Below are 14,013 nucleotides of genomic sequence, written 5' to 3' on the forward strand. Positions count from 1 at the left end.
GTTCACCGTCGAGGATGGGACACTCTTTCGGTACTCCGCTGAAAGACAATAAGAAAATGGTAAAATACATGGTTTCGGGACAGGTGAAGTGGTACGACACCACGCGCGGTTTTGGGTTCATGGTGGCGGAGGACGGCGCGGGCGACGTGATGATCCACGCCAGCGTCTTGAAGGCCGCGGGCCTGCGTGAGCTCTTCGAAGGCGGTGCCATCACCGTCGAGGTCGAGGAGACGGAGAAGGGCCGCATGGCCAGCGCCGTCGTCGAGGTCGAACAACCGGAGGAGCCAGCGCACGGGCCGCTCGGCGCCGTGATCGACATCCCCGCCGCGAGCGAGATCGAATACGTCCCCGCCCGGGTGAAGTGGTTCGACCGCGTGAAGGGCTTCGGCTTTCTCAACGTGTTCGGCGACAGCGAGGATGTCTTCGTCCATATGGAGACCTTGCGGCGTTGCGGCATTGCTGATCTACAGTCCAACGAAGCGGTTGCCGCCCATATCGGCGACGGCCCACGGGGACGGATGGTGATGTATGTCCGCAATTGGGACACGGTGGTTTCCTAGCCTTTTCGCTCTTCTCTGCGCCGGCGGTGCGGTCGCGGCCGAATGCCGGGACGACCGCGTCGATCTGCGCCACCAGGGCGTCGAGGCGACCTTCACCGTCGAGATCGCCGACGATGTCGAGGAGCGCGCCCGCGGCCTGATGTTCGTCGAGGACATGCCGCAGTTCGAGGGGATGCTCTTCCTCTACGACGACGGCCCGCAGCGGCGCAGCTTCTGGATGCGCAACACGCTGATCCCGCTCGACATGATCTTCCTCGATGAGCGGGGTGTGGTGCGCGACATTCACGTCAACGCCGTTCCGCTGGACGAGACACCGATTCCATCGGCCACCGATGACATCGTCGCGGTTCTGGAGATCAATGGCGGGCTCTCGACGCTGCTTGGGCTCTCGCCGGGGGCGGAGCTACGCCATCCGTCGTTCGGCACCGAGGCCGCCTGGCCCTGCGGCGACTGACGGGGCGGGCGGCGCCATGGCCGATCTCGCCTTCGCGCTGATGGCCGGCTTTTTCTTCACGCATGAACTCGATGCCATGCGCCGCCACGAATGGCGCATCCTGCCGCTCCTGCGCGATCTGCCGGAGGCGCGCGGTGAGGCGGTGTTCGTCTGGCTCCACGTGCCGCTCTTCGCCGCACTCCTGTGGCTCGCGCTGCAGGGCGCGGCGACGGTGGGGGCGGCCGCGCTCTCCACCTTCGCGGTGATCCATGTCGGCCTGCACTGGCTGTTCCGGACCCATCCGGCGAACGAGTTTGACAACCTGACCTCGTGGATCCTCATCGGCGGCGCGGGTCTCTTCGGCCTCGTCCACCTCGCACTGCTCCTCTGAGCGGAATGGCCCTTTCCAAAGCCGTGCTGCCGCGCTATCCGGTCCCTAGGTCGGAGCGTGGCGCAGTCTGGTAGCGCACCTGTTTTGGGTACAGGGGGTCGTGAGTTCGAATCTCGCCGCTCCGACCATTTTCACCAGATGTCCGCAGCATTGAACGTTCGCGCAACGCTACCGCGGGGGTGCGCAAACGAAAACGGCAGCCGGGGTGCGGCTGCCGTTGGTGCTTCGGGTCAGATGACCGGGCGCTGCCCGATCACTCCACGACGAGAGAGCCCGCGCTCTGCTTGCCGTCGCGGCCGGTTTCCAGTTCGTAGGAAACCTTCTGATTGTCCTTGAGGCCCGTCAGACCCGAACGCTCGACGGCGGAGATGTGTACGAACACGTCCTTGCCGCCCGCATCGGGTTGAATGAAGCCGTAGCCTTTGTCGGGGTTGAACCATTTCACGGTGCCAGTGGCCATCCGTTCTCTCCTGTAAGGGCCGCGCGGGATGCGGCGGCCGGGGTGCAAGGCAAATCGAAACCCTGCGATCTGCGTTGAGCTCGGAGAAGTCGGCGACATGACACGTTGCGAGGACGGCTTAGTCCCTTCCGGGCTCAACCACAAGGAATGATGCAATCACCGCCTCACGCCGCCCCCTGCGTTCCGCGCTCGCGGTAGGGGGTGGTGTCGAAATGAGCGCGGTAGCATTTGGAGAAGTGCGAGGGCGAGGTGAAGCCGCAGGCGAGCGCCACATTGATCACCGTCATGTCGGTCTGCATCAGCAGGTTCTTCGCCCGCTGCAGCCGCAGTTCCATGTAGTAGCGCTTGGGCGAGCGGTTGAGGTAGCGGCGGAACAGGCGTTCGAGCTGGCGCGTGCTCATGCCGACGTCCGAGGCGAGGATCGAGGGGCTGATCGGCTCCTCGATATTGTCCTCCATCATCTGGATCACGGTGGCGAGCTTTGGGTGGCGCACCCCGATCCGGGTGGGGATGGAGAGGCGCTGCTCCTCCCGATCCGTGCGGATCGTTGTGTAGATCATCTGGTCCGCGACCTTGTTGGCGAGCTCCTGCCCGTGGGTGTCCGCGATCAGCTTCAGCATCAGGTCGGCGGAGGCGGAGCCCCCCGCGCTCGAATAGCGGTTCCCGTCGATGGTGTAGATCGCCTGGGTGAGTGCTATGTCCGGGAACTCCTCGATGAAGCTATCGCGGTTGTCCCAGTGGATGGTGCAGCGGCGATCCTCCAACAGTCCCGCGCGCGCCATGATGTAGGTGGCGTTGCACAGGCCGCCGACGGCGATGCCCTTGCGCGCCTCGCGCCGCAGGTATTGCAGGATGGGCTTCGTGGTCGCGCCCTTCACGTCGATGCCCGAGCAGATCATCAGCACCTCGTCGCGCCCGATCTCGTCGAGACCCATGTCGAGCAGGGTGCGTTGGCCGTTGGAGCACTCCGCATACTCGCCGTTCTCGCCCGCGACGCGCCAGCGGTAGAGCTCCCGGCCGGAGGTGAAGTTGGCGAGCCTCAACGGTTCCACCGCGCAGGCATAGGAGAGCAGGGAATAGTTCGCCGTCAGCAGGAACACGAAGGTCTGCGGCGTGTCGGCTGTCTCGGTCATGCGTGGCCCCGCGCGGAACGATGGCTCAGTTCCATGCATTTCGCCAACTGCGTCAAGCAGCAAAAACACACCCCGTGTCGATCGACATTGACGCGGCCGAAAATTGCGCCAAGAGCACCGTTCGCGACTGGTCATGGCGCAAGCGGGCGTGTTACGACGTCACCCCGACGAAGAGACCGCGATCAGGAGTGTGCGCGAGATGTCTGCAACCTGGACCAAGGCCGGATGGCGTGCCAAGCCGCGCATCCAGATGCCCGATTACGTGAATGCCGAGGCACTGTGCGAGGTGGAGACCCGGCTCGCCTCCTATCCGCCGCTGGTCTTTGCAGGTGAGGCGCGGGCGCTGCGCCGCAAGCTCGCCGACGTGTCCGAGGGCAAGGCGTTTCTCCTCCAGGGCGGTGATTGCGCCGAGAGCTTCAACGAGTTCTCCGCCGACAATATCCGCGACACGTACCGGGTGCTGTTGCAGATGGCGATGGTGCTGACCTTCGGCGCGAAGCTGCCGGTGGTGAAGGTCTCCCGCATGGCCGGGCAGTTCGCGAAGCCGCGCTCGGCGTCGACCGAGGTGAAGGGCGGTGTGGAACTGCCGAGCTACCGCGGCGACATCATCAACGGGTTCGACTTCACGCCCGAGGCCCGGATCCCCGATCCGCAGCGGATGCTGCAGGCCTACACCCAGGCGGCGGCGACGCTGAACCTGCTGCGCGCCTTCTCCCAGGGTGGCTTCGCGGACATGCACCGGGTGCACGAATGGACGCTGGGGTTTGCCGATGCGGCGGCCTCCACGTCATACCGCGATCTCGCCAACCGGATCTCCGAAGCGCTGCGCTTCATGGAGGCGGCGGGCGTCAACTCCTCCAACACCGACGCGCTGGGGCGGGTCGATTTCTACACCAGCCACGAGGCGCTGCTGCTCGAATACGAGGAGGCGCTGGCCCGGGTCGATTCGACCTCCGGCAACGTGGTGGCGGGCTCGGGCCACATGATCTGGATCGGCGACCGCACGCGGCAGCCGGACGGTGCGCATGTGGAGTTCTGCCGCGGCGTACTGAACCCGATCGGGCTGAAATGCGGCCCGTCGCTGGAACCGGACGAGCTGATCACGCTGATCGACAAGCTGAACCCGGAGAACGAGGCGGGGCGGCTGACGCTGATCGCGCGCTTCGGTGCGGGCAAGGTCGGCGACCACCTGCCGGGCCTGATCCGGGCGGTGGAGCGTGAGGGCCGCAAGGTCGTCTGGTCCTGCGATCCGATGCACGGCAACACCACGAAGTCGTCCACCGGCTATAAGACCCGCGCCTTCGACAGCGTGCTGAGCGAGGTGCGCGAGTTCTTCGAGATCCACGCGGCCGAGGGCACCTATGCCGGCGGCGTGCATTTCGAGATGACGGGTCAGGACGTGACCGAGTGCACCGGCGGCGTGCGCGCGGTGACGGACGAGGACCTGTCGGACCGCTACCACACGGCCTGCGACCCGCGGCTCAATGCCTCCCAGGCGCTGGAGCTGGCCTTCCTCGTGGCCGAAGAGCTCGATCGCGCGCCGGTCAAGCACCGCGCGGCGATGTGATCCAAGGGGGCGCTGCGGCGCCCCTTCCCTTATCCGAAGAGGTGAACATGACCCATATGGTCGTGCTGACCGCCGCCGCCGGAGTGAGCGATGCGGTGGCCGAGGACGTGGCGCGCGCGCTGGGCGGCACGCCGAACCGGCTGGCGGAGACCGCCGTCGAGGTCGCCGTGGATGGGCCGGTCGACGCCGCGGCCCCCGAGGGCGTAGATCTCAACGTCGTCCCCGTGGCGGGGCGCGAGAAGCGGATGCTGATCGCCGACATGGACAGCACCATGATCCCGGTCGAATGCATCGACGAGCTCGCGGATTTCGCCGGCGTCAAGGACCGGGTCGCCGATATCACCGAACGCGCCATGCGCGGCGAGCTCGACTTCGAGGCGGCGCTGCGCGAGCGAGTCGGTCTGGTGAAGGGCCTTCCGACCGCCGCGCTGGAGCAGTGCTATGCCGAGCGCATCGCGCTCAATCCCGGCGCCGAGGTGCTGGTGCGCACCATGGCCGCGCGCGGGGCGCAGACGGCGCTGGTCTCGGGCGGGTTCACCTTCTTCACGAGCCGGGTGGCCGCGGCCGCGGGCTTCGCGGTCAACCGTGCCAACACGCTGCTGTTCGAGGATGACCGGCTGACCGGCGACGTGACCGAGCCGATCTTGGGCCGGCAGGCGAAGCTCGACGCGCTGCATGAATTGGCCGGGCAGGGCGGCTTCGGCCCCGACGCGGTGATCGCCGTGGGCGACGGAGCCAACGACCTTGCCATGGTCGAGGCGGCGGGTCTTGGCGTGGCCTACAAGGCGAAACCGGCGCTGAAGAACGGGGCCGACGCCGTGCTCGATCACTCCGACCTTACAGCGCTGCTGGCGTTGCAGGGCATCCCGCAGGCGGAGTGGTGGCGGGGCTGAGCCTCAGTCCTTCACGACGCGCAGATGCGCGCGGCTGAGCGGCTTGCGCTCGGTCGAGGCCTTGCCTCCGTCGATGGGCTTCAGATGCGGCATCTGGAATGCCGCCTGCTCCTGCGCGAAGCCTGCGACGGGCCGCGGGATCGCCGCGCGCTCCCGCAGTGTGTCGAGGCGGATCGCGCCGATGGTGAGCTGCGTCTCCACGCCGAACTGCTCGGTCTCCACTACCAGGCAGCCGAGGATGCGGGTGATGTCGCCGAAATCGTCGCAGAGCGGGCGCAGGATCATGCGGGCCGGGGCGTCGGCCATGCCGCGCCCGCTCGCCGTCAGTTGCAGGTCGACGCGCGCGGGGCGGTCGATCACCTCGCGCATCAGCTCCTGCGCACGGGTCCGGTCGCCGTCGTTGAAGAGCGCGCGTGCCGGCAGGCCGCGCACCTCCATCCCCATCATGTCGCAGATCCGCGTGCCGCCGAGGCGGATGCGCAGCGGGGCGCCCGCGGTGTCCTCCAGGATGAACATGTGCTCGAGCGCATCCTCGAAGGCGCGCGGGTCGATCTCCGACCGCCGGGGCGCAAGCCGATCGCCCCGCAGCCGCTCCCAATAGGAACCGAGGCTGTCGATGATGTGCTGGCTCATCGCGCCGTCCATCCGATCGCCGGGCCGAAGGCCCTTCCGTCCGACACCGAAATCCCCGTGTTCCACACCGCTCTCCCACCAGCTTAGGACACATTTTCAAGAAAGTGTCCGAAAAACGCGTCTGCTCTTCCCACAACACAGACATTAGCATTTTCGACGCATTTTAGATGATTTTTCGGGGCCGAAGGTTAACGCTGGCGCTCCGGGACGGGAGGTGGCGATGCAGTCGATGACGGGATTCGCGCGGGTGGATGGCACCGGCGAGGGGATGAGCTGGGCGTGGGAGGCGCGCAGCGTCAACGCGCGCGGCCTCGACCTGCGGCTGCGCCTACCCGACGGTGCGGACGCGCTGGAGGCCGAGCTGCGCAAGGCGACGCCGCGCCGGTTCGCGCGCGGCAACGTCTCGATTTCCCTGCGCTGGTCGCGCCTGCCCGATGCGGCGGGCGGCGGAGTGAACCGCGTGGCGCTCGACCAGGCGCTCGCCGCCCTGGCCGAGGTTGAGGCGGTCGCAGCACAACAGGGGCGGGAGCTGGCGGCCGTGAGCGCCGCTGACATCCTTGCCCTGCGCGGTGTAGCCGAGGGAGGCGAGGCCGGGCAGGCCTGGCTCAAGGCCGCCCAGTCGGAAATCGCGGCGCTGCTCGATGCCCTTGCCCACGCGCGGGAGTCCGAGGGCGCGGCGCTGGCCACGCTCCTCACCACCTCCATTGACGAGATCGCCCGCCTGGCTGCCGAAGCGCGGGAGACGGCGGCCGCCCGGGCCGCCCGGGCCGGCGAGACGCTGCGCGCCCGCGTCGCCGCACTGATGGAGGCCGCCCCCGACACCGACCGGCTGGAGCAGGAGCTCGCCCTGATCGCCGTGAAGGCCGACGTGACCGAGGAGCTCGATCGCCTCGACGCGCATGTCGCCGCGGCCCGCGTGCATCTCACCGAAACCGGGCCCATCGGGCGCAAGCTCGACTTCCTGATGCAGGAGTTCAACAGGGAGGCGAACACCCTCGCCTCCAAGTCCGGCGATGCGGAGCTGACGCGCGTGGCCCTTGCGCTCAAGGTCGTGATCGATCAGATGCGCGAGCAGGTCCAGAACGTCGAATGAGAACCGAATGATAGATCCGTGCCGCCGCGGCCTCCTCGTCATCCTCTCCTCGCCCTCCGGGGCGGGCAAGTCGACGCTCTCGCGGCGGCTCCTGTCGGAGGACGGCGAGATCTCCTTCTCGATCTCCGCCACCACCCGCCCGCCGCGGCCCGGTGAGGAGGACGGGCGGGAGTACTACTTCAAGGACCGTGCCGAGTTCGAGCGCATGGTCGTGGCGGGCGAGATGCTGGAGCATGCCGAGGTCTTCGGCAATCTCTACGGCTCGCCCCTCGGCCCCGTAAGGGACGCGATGAGTGCGGGGCGCGACGTGCTCTTCGATGTGGACTGGCAGGGCGGTCAGCAGATCCGCAACTCCGAGATGGGGCGCGAGGCGATCTCCATCTTCATCCTGCCCCCCTCCATCGAGGAGCTGGAGCACCGCCTGCGCAAGCGTGCACAGGACGCCCCGGACGTGATCGCCCGCCGCATGGGCGAGGCGCGGCGGGAGATGAGCCACTGGGCCGAATACGACTACATCCTCATCAACGACGATCTCGACACCTGCTACGACCAGCTCCGCTCGGTCTTGGTGGCCGAGCGCCTGCGCCGTGACCGCCGGCCCGACATCGCCCAGCAGGCGCGGCTCATGTCCGGCCAGATCAAGGAGAGAACCTGATGCCGCTCTACACCCTCGCCGACCGCCGTCCGGAGCTGCCGGAGAGCGGTGATTGCTGGGTCGCGCCTGATGCCAACGTGATCGGCGCCGTGCGGCTGGGGGAGGGCGTCGGCATCTGGTTCGGTTGCACGCTGCGCGGCGACAACGAGCTGATCGACGTGGGCGAGAACACCAACGTTCAGGAGAACGTGGTGATGCACACCGACATGGGCTTCCCGCTCACCATCGGGCGGGGCTGCACCATCGGGCACAAGGCGATGCTGCACGGCTGCACGATTGGGGATAACTCGCTGATCGGCATGGGGGCCACGGTGCTGAACGGTGCGAAGATCGGGAAGAACTGCCTGATCGGCGCTGGGGCTCTGGTGACCGAGGGCAAGGACATTCCCGACAACTCCCTTGTCATGGGCACGCCCGGCAAGGTCGTTCGCGAGATCGACGCTGCGGGCGCGAAGATGCTCGAGGCCTCCGCCCTCCACTATGTCGAGAACATGCGACGCTTCCGCGGGGAGCTGGTGGAGATCGGCTGATGTGCGGCCGGTTCTCGCGCACCGATACGCCCGAGGATCTGGCCGAGCTCTTCGAGGCGGAGCTGGTCGATGAGGTCATGCCCGAGGAGGACGTCCGCCCGACCACCGACATCGCGGTCGTCGTCTCGGAGTACGGGCGACGGTTGCGGGCGATGCGCTGGGGCTTCCTGCCCGACTGGTACGAGAGCCCGGATAGCGGGCCGCTCCTGATCAATGCGCGCTCCGAGACCATCGCGAAGAAGCCCGCCTTTCGTGCGGCCTGCCGGGCGCGGCGCTGCCTGATCCCCGCGGACGGGTTCTACGAATGGCAGGCGTTGGGGCGGCGAGGGAAGCGGCCGCACTGGCTGTCTCCGGCGGCGGGCGGTGGTGTCGCCTTCGCAGGCGTCTGGCAGGACTGGCCCGGGCCCGACGGCGTGATCTCGACCTGCGCCATCGTCACCTGCGCCGCACCGCCGGAGCTGGCGGAGATCCATAGCCGCCTGCCGGTGGCGATCCTGCCGGAGGATCGGGCGCTGTGGCTCGGCGAGGCGGGGCACGGCGCCGCGCGCCTCATGACCCCGCCGCCCGAGGGCTGGTGGGCCGTCGAACTGGACCGCGGCCCGCCCGACGACGCGCCGCGGCTGATCTGAGCATCAGCCGTCGAGTGCGGCCCTGATCCACGGCGCCGCCTCGTCCCAGTTCAGCGCCGTTCGCTCAGCCTGCTCGCTCCGGGGCAGGGCGGGTGCCGCGTAGTCGCACCCGATGAGCTGAAGGCGGCGGACCGAGGCCGCATGTTTCGCCGCACTGTCGATCTGCGCCTTGCTGTCATCGACGAAGACCACGGGGGCCACCGTCCGCTCCGCCAGCGCGGCGAGCACCGGGCCCTTGCCGCCGCTGTTGCTGACGACCGGATAGGCGAGCCCGTGCCGGGCGAGGTTGCCGACGCGCGCCGCGCGGGCATGGTGCGGCAGGTTGGTGAGGACCACGACCTGCGCCCGCTCCGCCATCCGCGCCACGGCCTCGGCCGCGCCGGGAATCGCCTCCTGCTGCGGCGTCTCCTCCGCGAAGAAGCGGTCGATGAAGGCGAGCCCTTCCTCCCGGGTCGCTGTGCGCCCCTCGCCCCGATGCTTCAGCGCGGCGTCGAGGCGGTAGGTCGTGAGGTCGAGCTCCCAGCCGCGGGCGTCGAGAAACACCCGGAAGTGGCGGAGGAAGTAGACGAGCACCTCGTCGGCATCGAGCACCAGCAGCGGCCGGCCCCTCTCGAGGGAGAGCCGGTCCAGTTGCTCGCGCGTGATCTCAGGGATCAAGGCTCAGGTCCAGTCGGGCACGTCGCCGCCGGGCAGGAGCTGCCGCGCCCGTTGCGGTGCGTCGTAGGCGTGGCCCGTCGCGTCGCAGAACGCGATCAGCGTCGCTTCGTCCTGCATCAGGAAATCCACGAGGAAGCCGAGGAACTCCGGCTCCCGCATCCGCTCTCTCAGATCACCGGCCGAAGCACCGGACAGGGCGAGGAAGGCGCCCAGCTTCTCGTCGTCGGTCGCCAGCCAGCCGAGCACGTCGATGGCCAGACCTTGTGCAGTATCCGGTGTCAGAATGTTCTCTCTTTCTACCACGTTGAGGAAATCACAACCTATTGCGGGCATTTCCGGCGACATAAACATCTTTAAACCCTATCGTCCGGGGTCGTGGTGTACTAGGCACGCCGGAACGCGGAGTAAAGGAAGCGAAATGTCGGGACGCATCCTCGTGATCGATGATGTCGCGACCAACCGCGACCTGCTGCGCGCGAAGCTCGGCACGGCCTATTATGACGTGCTCGTCGCGGAGAACGAGGACGAAGCGCTGGAGCTCGCGCGCCGGCAGCAGCCCTCCATCGTGCTCATCGACGTCATGATGCAGACCATCGACGGGTTCGCCGTGTGCAAGACGCTGAAGGCGGATCCCGCAACCGCGCAGATCCCCGTCGTCATGGTCACCGCGATCGACGATCCGGAGGATCGGACGCGCGGGCTCGATGCGGGGGCGGACGACTTCCTGGTGAAGCCCATCAGTGACCTCGCGCTCTTTGCCCGCGTGCGCAACCTGATGCGGATGGGCTTCGCCATCGAGGAACTGCAGCTACGCAGCGAGGCGGCGCAGGAGTTGGGCCTCACCACGAACTTCGCACCGACCGAGCCGACACCGGCGCAGTCGGTCCTGATCGCCGCGCCGGACGAGGCGACGGGCGCGCGCTGGGGCGAGGCGCTGCACGAGCGGCTGAGCGTTGGGGCGAGTTGGGAGACCGAAAGCCGGGCGATCGAGGCCGCCATCGCCCAGGACGTGCCAGACGCGATCGTGGTCCACCAGCAGCTCGGCGACGGGCGGGACGGGCTGAAGCTGCTCGCCGACATTGCCCGGGCGATGGCCACGCGGCACTGCGCGCTGCTCTTCGTCGTCGATGACGACGACATGCGCACGGCGGCCAAGGCGCTGGATCTGGGGGCGTGGGACTATCTGATGGCGCCCTACGATCCGTTCGAGCTGGCGGTGCGCATGCGCTCCCAGCTTCGGCGCAAGATCTACTCCGACAAGCTGCGCACGGACGTGCAGGACGGCCTGCGCATGGCGACGCGTGACCCGCTGACCGGGCTCTACAACCGCCGCTACGCCCAGCACCAGCTCCGCATCATGATGGAGCGCGCGCGGGAGGAGGCGGCGGATTTCGCGCTCATGATCCTCGACCTCGACTTCTTCAAGCAGATCAACGACGTCCACGGCCATGATGCGGGGGACGAGGTGCTCGCCCAGATCGCGCGCCGCCTGCAGGAGAACGTGCGCGGCGTCGACCTCGCCGTGCGTCTGGGGGGGGAGGAGTTCTGCCTCGCGCTGCCCGGCACCTCGCAGGACGATGCGCGGGAGGCGGCGGAGCGCATCCGCCGCGCGGTCTGTGGGGAGATGTTCCTGATGCGCGACGGCACCCAGATCGAGTGCACCGTGAGCATCGGGATCGCCGTGGCACCGGCGGGGGAGGGGGATGTGGACAGCCTGCTGCGCTCTGCCGACCGGGCGCTCTACCGGTCGAAGGCGGATGGCCGCGACCGGGTCAGCACCGCGTGGGACAGCTGCGAAAAGGCATGAGGCCGGCCGCTCAGGGCCGCCCGCCGCCATCTCTGCGCCGCATGGTCGTCTCCCGGAGCTGCTCCAGGATGGCTTCCCGCTCCGCGACGCTCAGCTTTTCCATCTCGTCGAGCAGGGCGCGTTCCAGCTCCACCCGGATCTCTGCACCCGCGGCCCGGCGCTGCGCGAGGATCGTCTCCAGCGCCGCGCGGTCCATCGGATCGGCAGTGAAGGCGGCGGCGAAGGCGCGGCCCTGCATCAGGCGCGCGCGCCGCTCCGCCGGGCCGCCGCTGACCACGCCGCGCACCTCGCTGCGGACCGAGGCGCGGGCCTCGTCGGGCAGGGCGAGGATCACGGCGCGCAGGTCGGGCGGGGTCATCAGCCGCGGCCCGTGCCCGCCGGTGCGGATCATGACGCCGATCACCAGCCCGACGACCAACACGTTGAGCGCGACCGACACGATCAGCACGCGCCGCATCAGCCGGGAGGAGCCGGGCGTGGCCGTCATACGTCGCTCTCCAGGTCGAGATAGTCGGCTTCGGTCTCGGCATAGCCCAGATCGATGCTCCACTCCGGATCCCGGGTGAGCAGCGTCAGGTCGTCTGCGCCCGCATAGCCGATCATCAGGCCGACAAGTGCGCTCGCCGCGACGGTGGCAAGGCCCGCGACCCCGCCGAAGAGGCCGTTGAATCGGCTCCAGGCGGACCGGCGGGGCCGAGGCGCAGGCGCGGCCTGGGGCGTGAGCTCCGCCGCATCGCCCAGGATGCACGCCATCAGTGCGTCGTCCGGCACGGGTCGCGCGGCGCGCCCGGCGGCGAAGAACGCCTCCAGATTGTCCTTGTGCTCCGGCCCTTCGCCCATCGCGTCCTCCCTCTTCATGCTATCGGCCCCAGGGCATCGCGTCGATCCGACAACAATGTGGCGAGCGCGCGCCGCCCGCGGGCGAGCAGGCTCTCCACCGCCTCGACGCTGATCTCCATCGCCGCGGCGATCTCCGGGTTCGGCAGCTCTTCGATATGGCGCAGCGTGATGGCGAGGCGCTGGCGCTCCGGCAATTGCGCGAGGGCTGCGTGCAGCGCCTCGGCCCGGTCGGCGTGCTGCAGCATCGCTGCCGCCGAAGGACGCTCGTCCACCGGCTCCGCGATCTCGTGGAGCGGGGCGCCGCGCCGCCGGACGCGAAGGCGGTCGATGCAGAGGTTGGAGACCACGCGGTAGAGCCACGTGCTCACCCGCGCCCGCGTCGGGTCCCACTCCGGTGCAATGCGAAAGAGCCGCATCATCGCCTCCTGTGTCACGTCCTGCGCCTCCGCCGCGTCGCCGAGCATCCGGGTCGCCACCGACAGCGCGCGCGGTGCATGGCGGGTGGCCAGCGCACGCGCCGCCGACTGATCCCCCCTGGCATAGCGGGCCATCAGATCGGCATCGTCGATCTCGCGCTCGGTGTCGGGGGCCATGCGGCGCCGTTCTCCTCGTCGTGCTGGGTCCGGGCTAGCATGTCTGCTGCGCGTGCGGGAGGAGGGGTTCACCACCCGCACGCGCCCTTGGCCGGTTCAGCCCCCCTGACGCCGGCCGCGGCCCTCGCGAGCGGTCTCGATCTCGGCCTCGCTGATCCCGCCGCTGCCGTCCCGGTCGAGCCGGTCGAACATGCGGGAGCTGTCGCTGCCCGGCATCTCGGACGGGGAGAGCTCGCCATCGCCGTTCGCGTCCGCCCGCTGGATCATCCGCTCCAACCGGCCCGAGCGGTTCTGCTCCTGTGCCGCCCGCAACTCCTCGACGCTCAGCGATCCGTTGCCGTCGGTGTCGTTGGCGGCGAAGCGGGCCTCGCGCCAGGCGTCGAGCTCGGCGCTCGTGACCTCGCCATTGCCGTCGGTATCGACCTCCTCGAAGGGGAAGGCCGCGCCGCGCGGTTGAGCGGCGGCCGGCAGCGCGCCTGCGCCCAGTGCGATCAGGACAGCCGCGCCGATCAGTCCTTTCTTCGTGATGACCATTTTCGTCTCCTCGTTCCGTCATCCTCGGTTCGGAACGCGGTTCTTCTGCCCGCGTTCTGGGACTGATACGGCGGAGGGCGGCACACTCCGTCGCTGGCAGATCGAACTTACCCTGACGTCACCAATCGCGACATCCGGACGCGGGGCAGGTTGTCATGCTGCCCCGATCGGGCTAGCGGAGTACCACATTAATTATGCGCGACAGCAGTTATGACATCATGAGCGACGAGGGTGAACGCGAGGTCCGGCCGGCGCTGAAGCACGGCTGGAAGCAGAAGTGCCCGAATTGCGGACACGGTCCCCTGTTCGAGGGTTATCTGACCGTGCGCCGCGACTGTCCCGTCTGCGGGCAGGAGCTGCATCATCACCGCGCGGACGATGGCCCGGCCTGGGCCACGATGCTGATCGCGGGCCACATCATGGCGCCGCTCATGCTCTTCGTCTTCGAGACATTCCGGCCCGAGGCGTGGGTGATGGCGGTCGGCTTCTCGCTCCTCTTCACGCTGGTGTCGCTGTGGCTGCTGCCGCGCATCAAGGGCGCGTTCATCGGCTTCCAGTGGGCGAAGCGGATGCACGGCTTCGGCGGCGAGCAGGACGGCGTCTAG

20 protein-coding genes and 1 tRNA gene are annotated in these 14,013 nt (G+C 68.4%); 12 read left to right on the top strand and 9 right to left on the bottom strand.

Going from position 1 to position 14,013, the window contains the following annotated elements; genetic code table 11:
• The first annotated feature begins 68 nt into the window (after positions 1–68).
• The 4 genes from I0K15_RS16440 (at position 69) to I0K15_RS16455 (ending at position 1,512) form a co-directional block, all read left to right on the top strand.
• Positions 69–560 carry a cold-shock protein gene (locus I0K15_RS16440; RefSeq protein WP_230374160.1) on the top strand — a complete coding sequence of 164 codons (492 nt, stop codon included), beginning with the start codon at positions 69–71 and terminating at the stop codon, positions 558–560.
• The gene (locus I0K15_RS16445) at positions 529–1,014 is read left to right on the top strand and encodes a DUF192 domain-containing protein (RefSeq protein ID WP_196102570.1); all 486 of its coding nucleotides are present in this window, start codon (positions 529–531) and stop codon (positions 1,012–1,014) included. The genes I0K15_RS16440 and I0K15_RS16445 overlap by 32 nt, the downstream gene beginning before the upstream one ends.
• 16 nt (positions 1,015–1,030) lie before the next feature.
• Entirely contained in the window at positions 1,031–1,384 is a 354-nt protein-coding gene (locus tag I0K15_RS16450) for a DUF6713 family protein (protein ID WP_196102571.1), read from the top strand.
• Positions 1,385–1,435: 51 nt separating this feature from the next.
• Positions 1,436–1,512 (top strand) — tRNA-Pro (locus tag I0K15_RS16455).
• A 125-nt stretch (positions 1,513–1,637) separates the two neighbouring features.
• Here I0K15_RS16455 and I0K15_RS16460 read toward each other — a convergent pair.
• Positions 1,638–1,844: a cold-shock protein gene (locus tag I0K15_RS16460; protein ID WP_196102572.1), complete on the bottom strand. Its 207-nt coding sequence runs from the start codon at positions 1,842–1,844 to the stop codon at positions 1,638–1,640.
• A 164-nt stretch (positions 1,845–2,008) separates the two neighbouring features.
• Positions 2,009–2,977, bottom strand: a complete 969-nt coding sequence (locus I0K15_RS16465) for a GlxA family transcriptional regulator (RefSeq protein ID WP_196102573.1) — start codon at positions 2,975–2,977, stop codon at positions 2,009–2,011.
• Positions 2,978–3,176: 199 nt separating this feature from the next.
• On the opposite strand from I0K15_RS16465, the gene I0K15_RS16470 reads away from it, so the two are divergent.
• Both I0K15_RS16470 and serB read left to right on the top strand, forming a co-directional pair.
• Positions 3,177–4,544, top strand: a complete 1,368-nt coding sequence (locus I0K15_RS16470; RefSeq protein WP_196102574.1) for a class II 3-deoxy-7-phosphoheptulonate synthase — start codon at positions 3,177–3,179, stop codon at positions 4,542–4,544.
• Between the two features lie 47 nt (positions 4,545–4,591).
• A complete protein-coding gene (gene serB, locus I0K15_RS16475; protein ID WP_196102575.1) occupies positions 4,592–5,437 on the top strand; it encodes a phosphoserine phosphatase SerB in 846 nt (281 codons plus the stop codon).
• A gap of 3 nt (positions 5,438–5,440) precedes the next feature.
• On the opposite strand, the gene I0K15_RS16480 is transcribed toward serB, so the two are convergent.
• On the bottom strand, positions 5,441–6,136 hold the full coding sequence (locus I0K15_RS16480) for a PAS domain-containing protein (protein ID WP_196102576.1): 696 nt from the start codon (positions 6,134–6,136) through the stop codon (positions 5,441–5,443).
• 154 nt (positions 6,137–6,290) lie between these two features.
• On the opposite strand from I0K15_RS16480, the gene I0K15_RS16485 reads away from it, so the two are divergent.
• The 4 genes from I0K15_RS16485 to I0K15_RS16500 are packed head-to-tail and all read left to right on the top strand — an operon-like array spanning position 6,291 to position 8,977.
• A complete protein-coding gene (locus tag I0K15_RS16485; protein WP_230374161.1) occupies positions 6,291–7,163 on the top strand; it encodes a YicC/YloC family endoribonuclease in 873 nt (290 codons plus the stop codon).
• A 7-nt stretch (positions 7,164–7,170) separates the two neighbouring features.
• Positions 7,171–7,818 (top strand): guanylate kinase, encoded by a 648-nt coding sequence (gmk, locus tag I0K15_RS16490; RefSeq protein ID WP_196102577.1) that lies wholly within the window; start codon positions 7,171–7,173, stop codon positions 7,816–7,818.
• Positions 7,818–8,348, top strand: a complete 531-nt coding sequence (locus I0K15_RS16495) for a gamma carbonic anhydrase family protein (RefSeq protein ID WP_196102578.1) — start codon at positions 7,818–7,820, stop codon at positions 8,346–8,348. The genes gmk and I0K15_RS16495 overlap by 1 nt, the downstream gene beginning before the upstream one ends.
• Positions 8,348–8,977 carry an SOS response-associated peptidase gene (locus I0K15_RS16500; RefSeq protein WP_196102579.1) on the top strand — a complete coding sequence of 210 codons (630 nt, stop codon included), beginning with the start codon at positions 8,348–8,350 and terminating at the stop codon, positions 8,975–8,977. The genes I0K15_RS16495 and I0K15_RS16500 overlap by 1 nt, the downstream gene beginning before the upstream one ends.
• Positions 8,978–8,980: 3 nt before the next feature.
• Here I0K15_RS16500 and I0K15_RS16505 read toward each other — a convergent pair whose 3' ends face one another.
• Positions 8,981–9,634 carry an HAD family hydrolase gene (locus I0K15_RS16505; protein WP_196102580.1) on the bottom strand — a complete coding sequence of 218 codons (654 nt, stop codon included), beginning with the start codon at positions 9,632–9,634 and terminating at the stop codon, positions 8,981–8,983.
• Positions 9,635–9,637: 3 nt separating this feature from the next.
• Positions 9,638–9,937 carry a DUF3572 domain-containing protein gene (locus tag I0K15_RS16510; RefSeq protein ID WP_230374162.1) on the bottom strand — a complete coding sequence of 100 codons (300 nt, stop codon included), beginning with the start codon at positions 9,935–9,937 and terminating at the stop codon, positions 9,638–9,640.
• 115 nt (positions 9,938–10,052) lie between these two features.
• On the opposite strand from I0K15_RS16510, the gene I0K15_RS16515 reads away from it, so the two are divergent.
• On the top strand, positions 10,053–11,441 hold the full coding sequence (locus I0K15_RS16515) for a PleD family two-component system response regulator (RefSeq protein WP_196102581.1): 1,389 nt from the start codon (positions 10,053–10,055) through the stop codon (positions 11,439–11,441).
• Positions 11,442–11,451: 10 nt separating this feature from the next.
• Here I0K15_RS16515 and I0K15_RS16520 read toward each other — a convergent pair whose 3' ends face one another.
• From I0K15_RS16520 to I0K15_RS16535, 4 genes are all read right to left on the bottom strand, one after another.
• Entirely contained in the window at positions 11,452–11,928 is a 477-nt protein-coding gene (locus I0K15_RS16520; protein WP_196102582.1) for a periplasmic heavy metal sensor, read from the bottom strand.
• The gene (locus tag I0K15_RS16525; RefSeq protein ID WP_196102583.1) at positions 11,925–12,299 is read right to left on the bottom strand and encodes a hypothetical protein; all 375 of its coding nucleotides are present in this window, start codon (positions 12,297–12,299) and stop codon (positions 11,925–11,927) included. The genes I0K15_RS16520 and I0K15_RS16525 overlap by 4 nt, the downstream gene beginning before the upstream one ends.
• Entirely contained in the window at positions 12,296–12,874 is a 579-nt protein-coding gene (locus tag I0K15_RS16530; RefSeq protein WP_196102584.1) for an RNA polymerase sigma factor, read from the bottom strand. Before I0K15_RS16530 ends, I0K15_RS16525 begins: the two co-directional genes overlap by 4 nt.
• A 96-nt stretch (positions 12,875–12,970) precedes the next feature.
• Positions 12,971–13,408, bottom strand: a complete 438-nt coding sequence (locus I0K15_RS16535) for an EF-hand domain-containing protein (protein ID WP_196102585.1) — start codon at positions 13,406–13,408, stop codon at positions 12,971–12,973.
• Positions 13,409–13,602: 194 nt separating this feature from the next.
• Between I0K15_RS16535 and I0K15_RS16540 the strand changes: the two genes are divergently transcribed.
• Complete coding sequence (locus tag I0K15_RS16540; RefSeq protein ID WP_196102586.1) at positions 13,603–14,013, top strand: DUF983 domain-containing protein; 411 nt, start codon at positions 13,603–13,605, stop codon at positions 14,011–14,013.

The sequence above is a fragment of the Pontivivens ytuae genome (assembly GCF_015679265.1).
In the GTDB taxonomy this organism is placed as follows: domain Bacteria; phylum Pseudomonadota; class Alphaproteobacteria; order Rhodobacterales; family Rhodobacteraceae; genus Pontivivens; species Pontivivens ytuae.

Coding starts and splice junctions, on each gene's coding strand:
- I0K15_RS16450 (WP_196102571.1), top strand. CDS start 1,031: ATGGCCGATCTCGCCTTCGCGCTGATGGCCGGCTTTTTCTTCACGCAT.
- I0K15_RS16530 (WP_196102584.1), bottom strand. CDS start 12,874: ATGGCCCCCGACACCGAGCGCGAGATCGACGATGCCGATCTGATGGCC.
- I0K15_RS16500 (WP_196102579.1), top strand. CDS start 8,348: ATGTGCGGCCGGTTCTCGCGCACCGATACGCCCGAGGATCTGGCCGAG.
- I0K15_RS16540 (WP_196102586.1), top strand. CDS start 13,603: ATGCGCGACAGCAGTTATGACATCATGAGCGACGAGGGTGAACGCGAG.
- I0K15_RS16535 (WP_196102585.1), bottom strand. CDS start 13,408: ATGGTCATCACGAAGAAAGGACTGATCGGCGCGGCTGTCCTGATCGCA.
- I0K15_RS16515 (WP_196102581.1), top strand. CDS start 10,053: ATGTCGGGACGCATCCTCGTGATCGATGATGTCGCGACCAACCGCGAC.
- I0K15_RS16485 (WP_230374161.1), top strand. CDS start 6,291: ATGCAGTCGATGACGGGATTCGCGCGGGTGGATGGCACCGGCGAGGGG.
- I0K15_RS16470 (WP_196102574.1), top strand. CDS start 3,177: ATGTCTGCAACCTGGACCAAGGCCGGATGGCGTGCCAAGCCGCGCATC.
- I0K15_RS16445 (WP_196102570.1), top strand. CDS start 529: ATGTCCGCAATTGGGACACGGTGGTTTCCTAGCCTTTTCGCTCTTCTC.
- I0K15_RS16495 (WP_196102578.1), top strand. CDS start 7,818: ATGCCGCTCTACACCCTCGCCGACCGCCGTCCGGAGCTGCCGGAGAGC.
- I0K15_RS16440 (WP_230374160.1), top strand. CDS start 69: ATGGTTTCGGGACAGGTGAAGTGGTACGACACCACGCGCGGTTTTGGG.
- I0K15_RS16520 (WP_196102582.1), bottom strand. CDS start 11,928: ATGACGGCCACGCCCGGCTCCTCCCGGCTGATGCGGCGCGTGCTGATC.
- gmk (WP_196102577.1), top strand. CDS start 7,171: ATGATAGATCCGTGCCGCCGCGGCCTCCTCGTCATCCTCTCCTCGCCC.
- I0K15_RS16525 (WP_196102583.1), bottom strand. CDS start 12,299: ATGAAGAGGGAGGACGCGATGGGCGAAGGGCCGGAGCACAAGGACAAT.
- I0K15_RS16465 (WP_196102573.1), bottom strand. CDS start 2,977: ATGACCGAGACAGCCGACACGCCGCAGACCTTCGTGTTCCTGCTGACG.
- I0K15_RS16460 (WP_196102572.1), bottom strand. CDS start 1,844: ATGGCCACTGGCACCGTGAAATGGTTCAACCCCGACAAAGGCTACGGC.
- serB (WP_196102575.1), top strand. CDS start 4,592: ATGACCCATATGGTCGTGCTGACCGCCGCCGCCGGAGTGAGCGATGCG.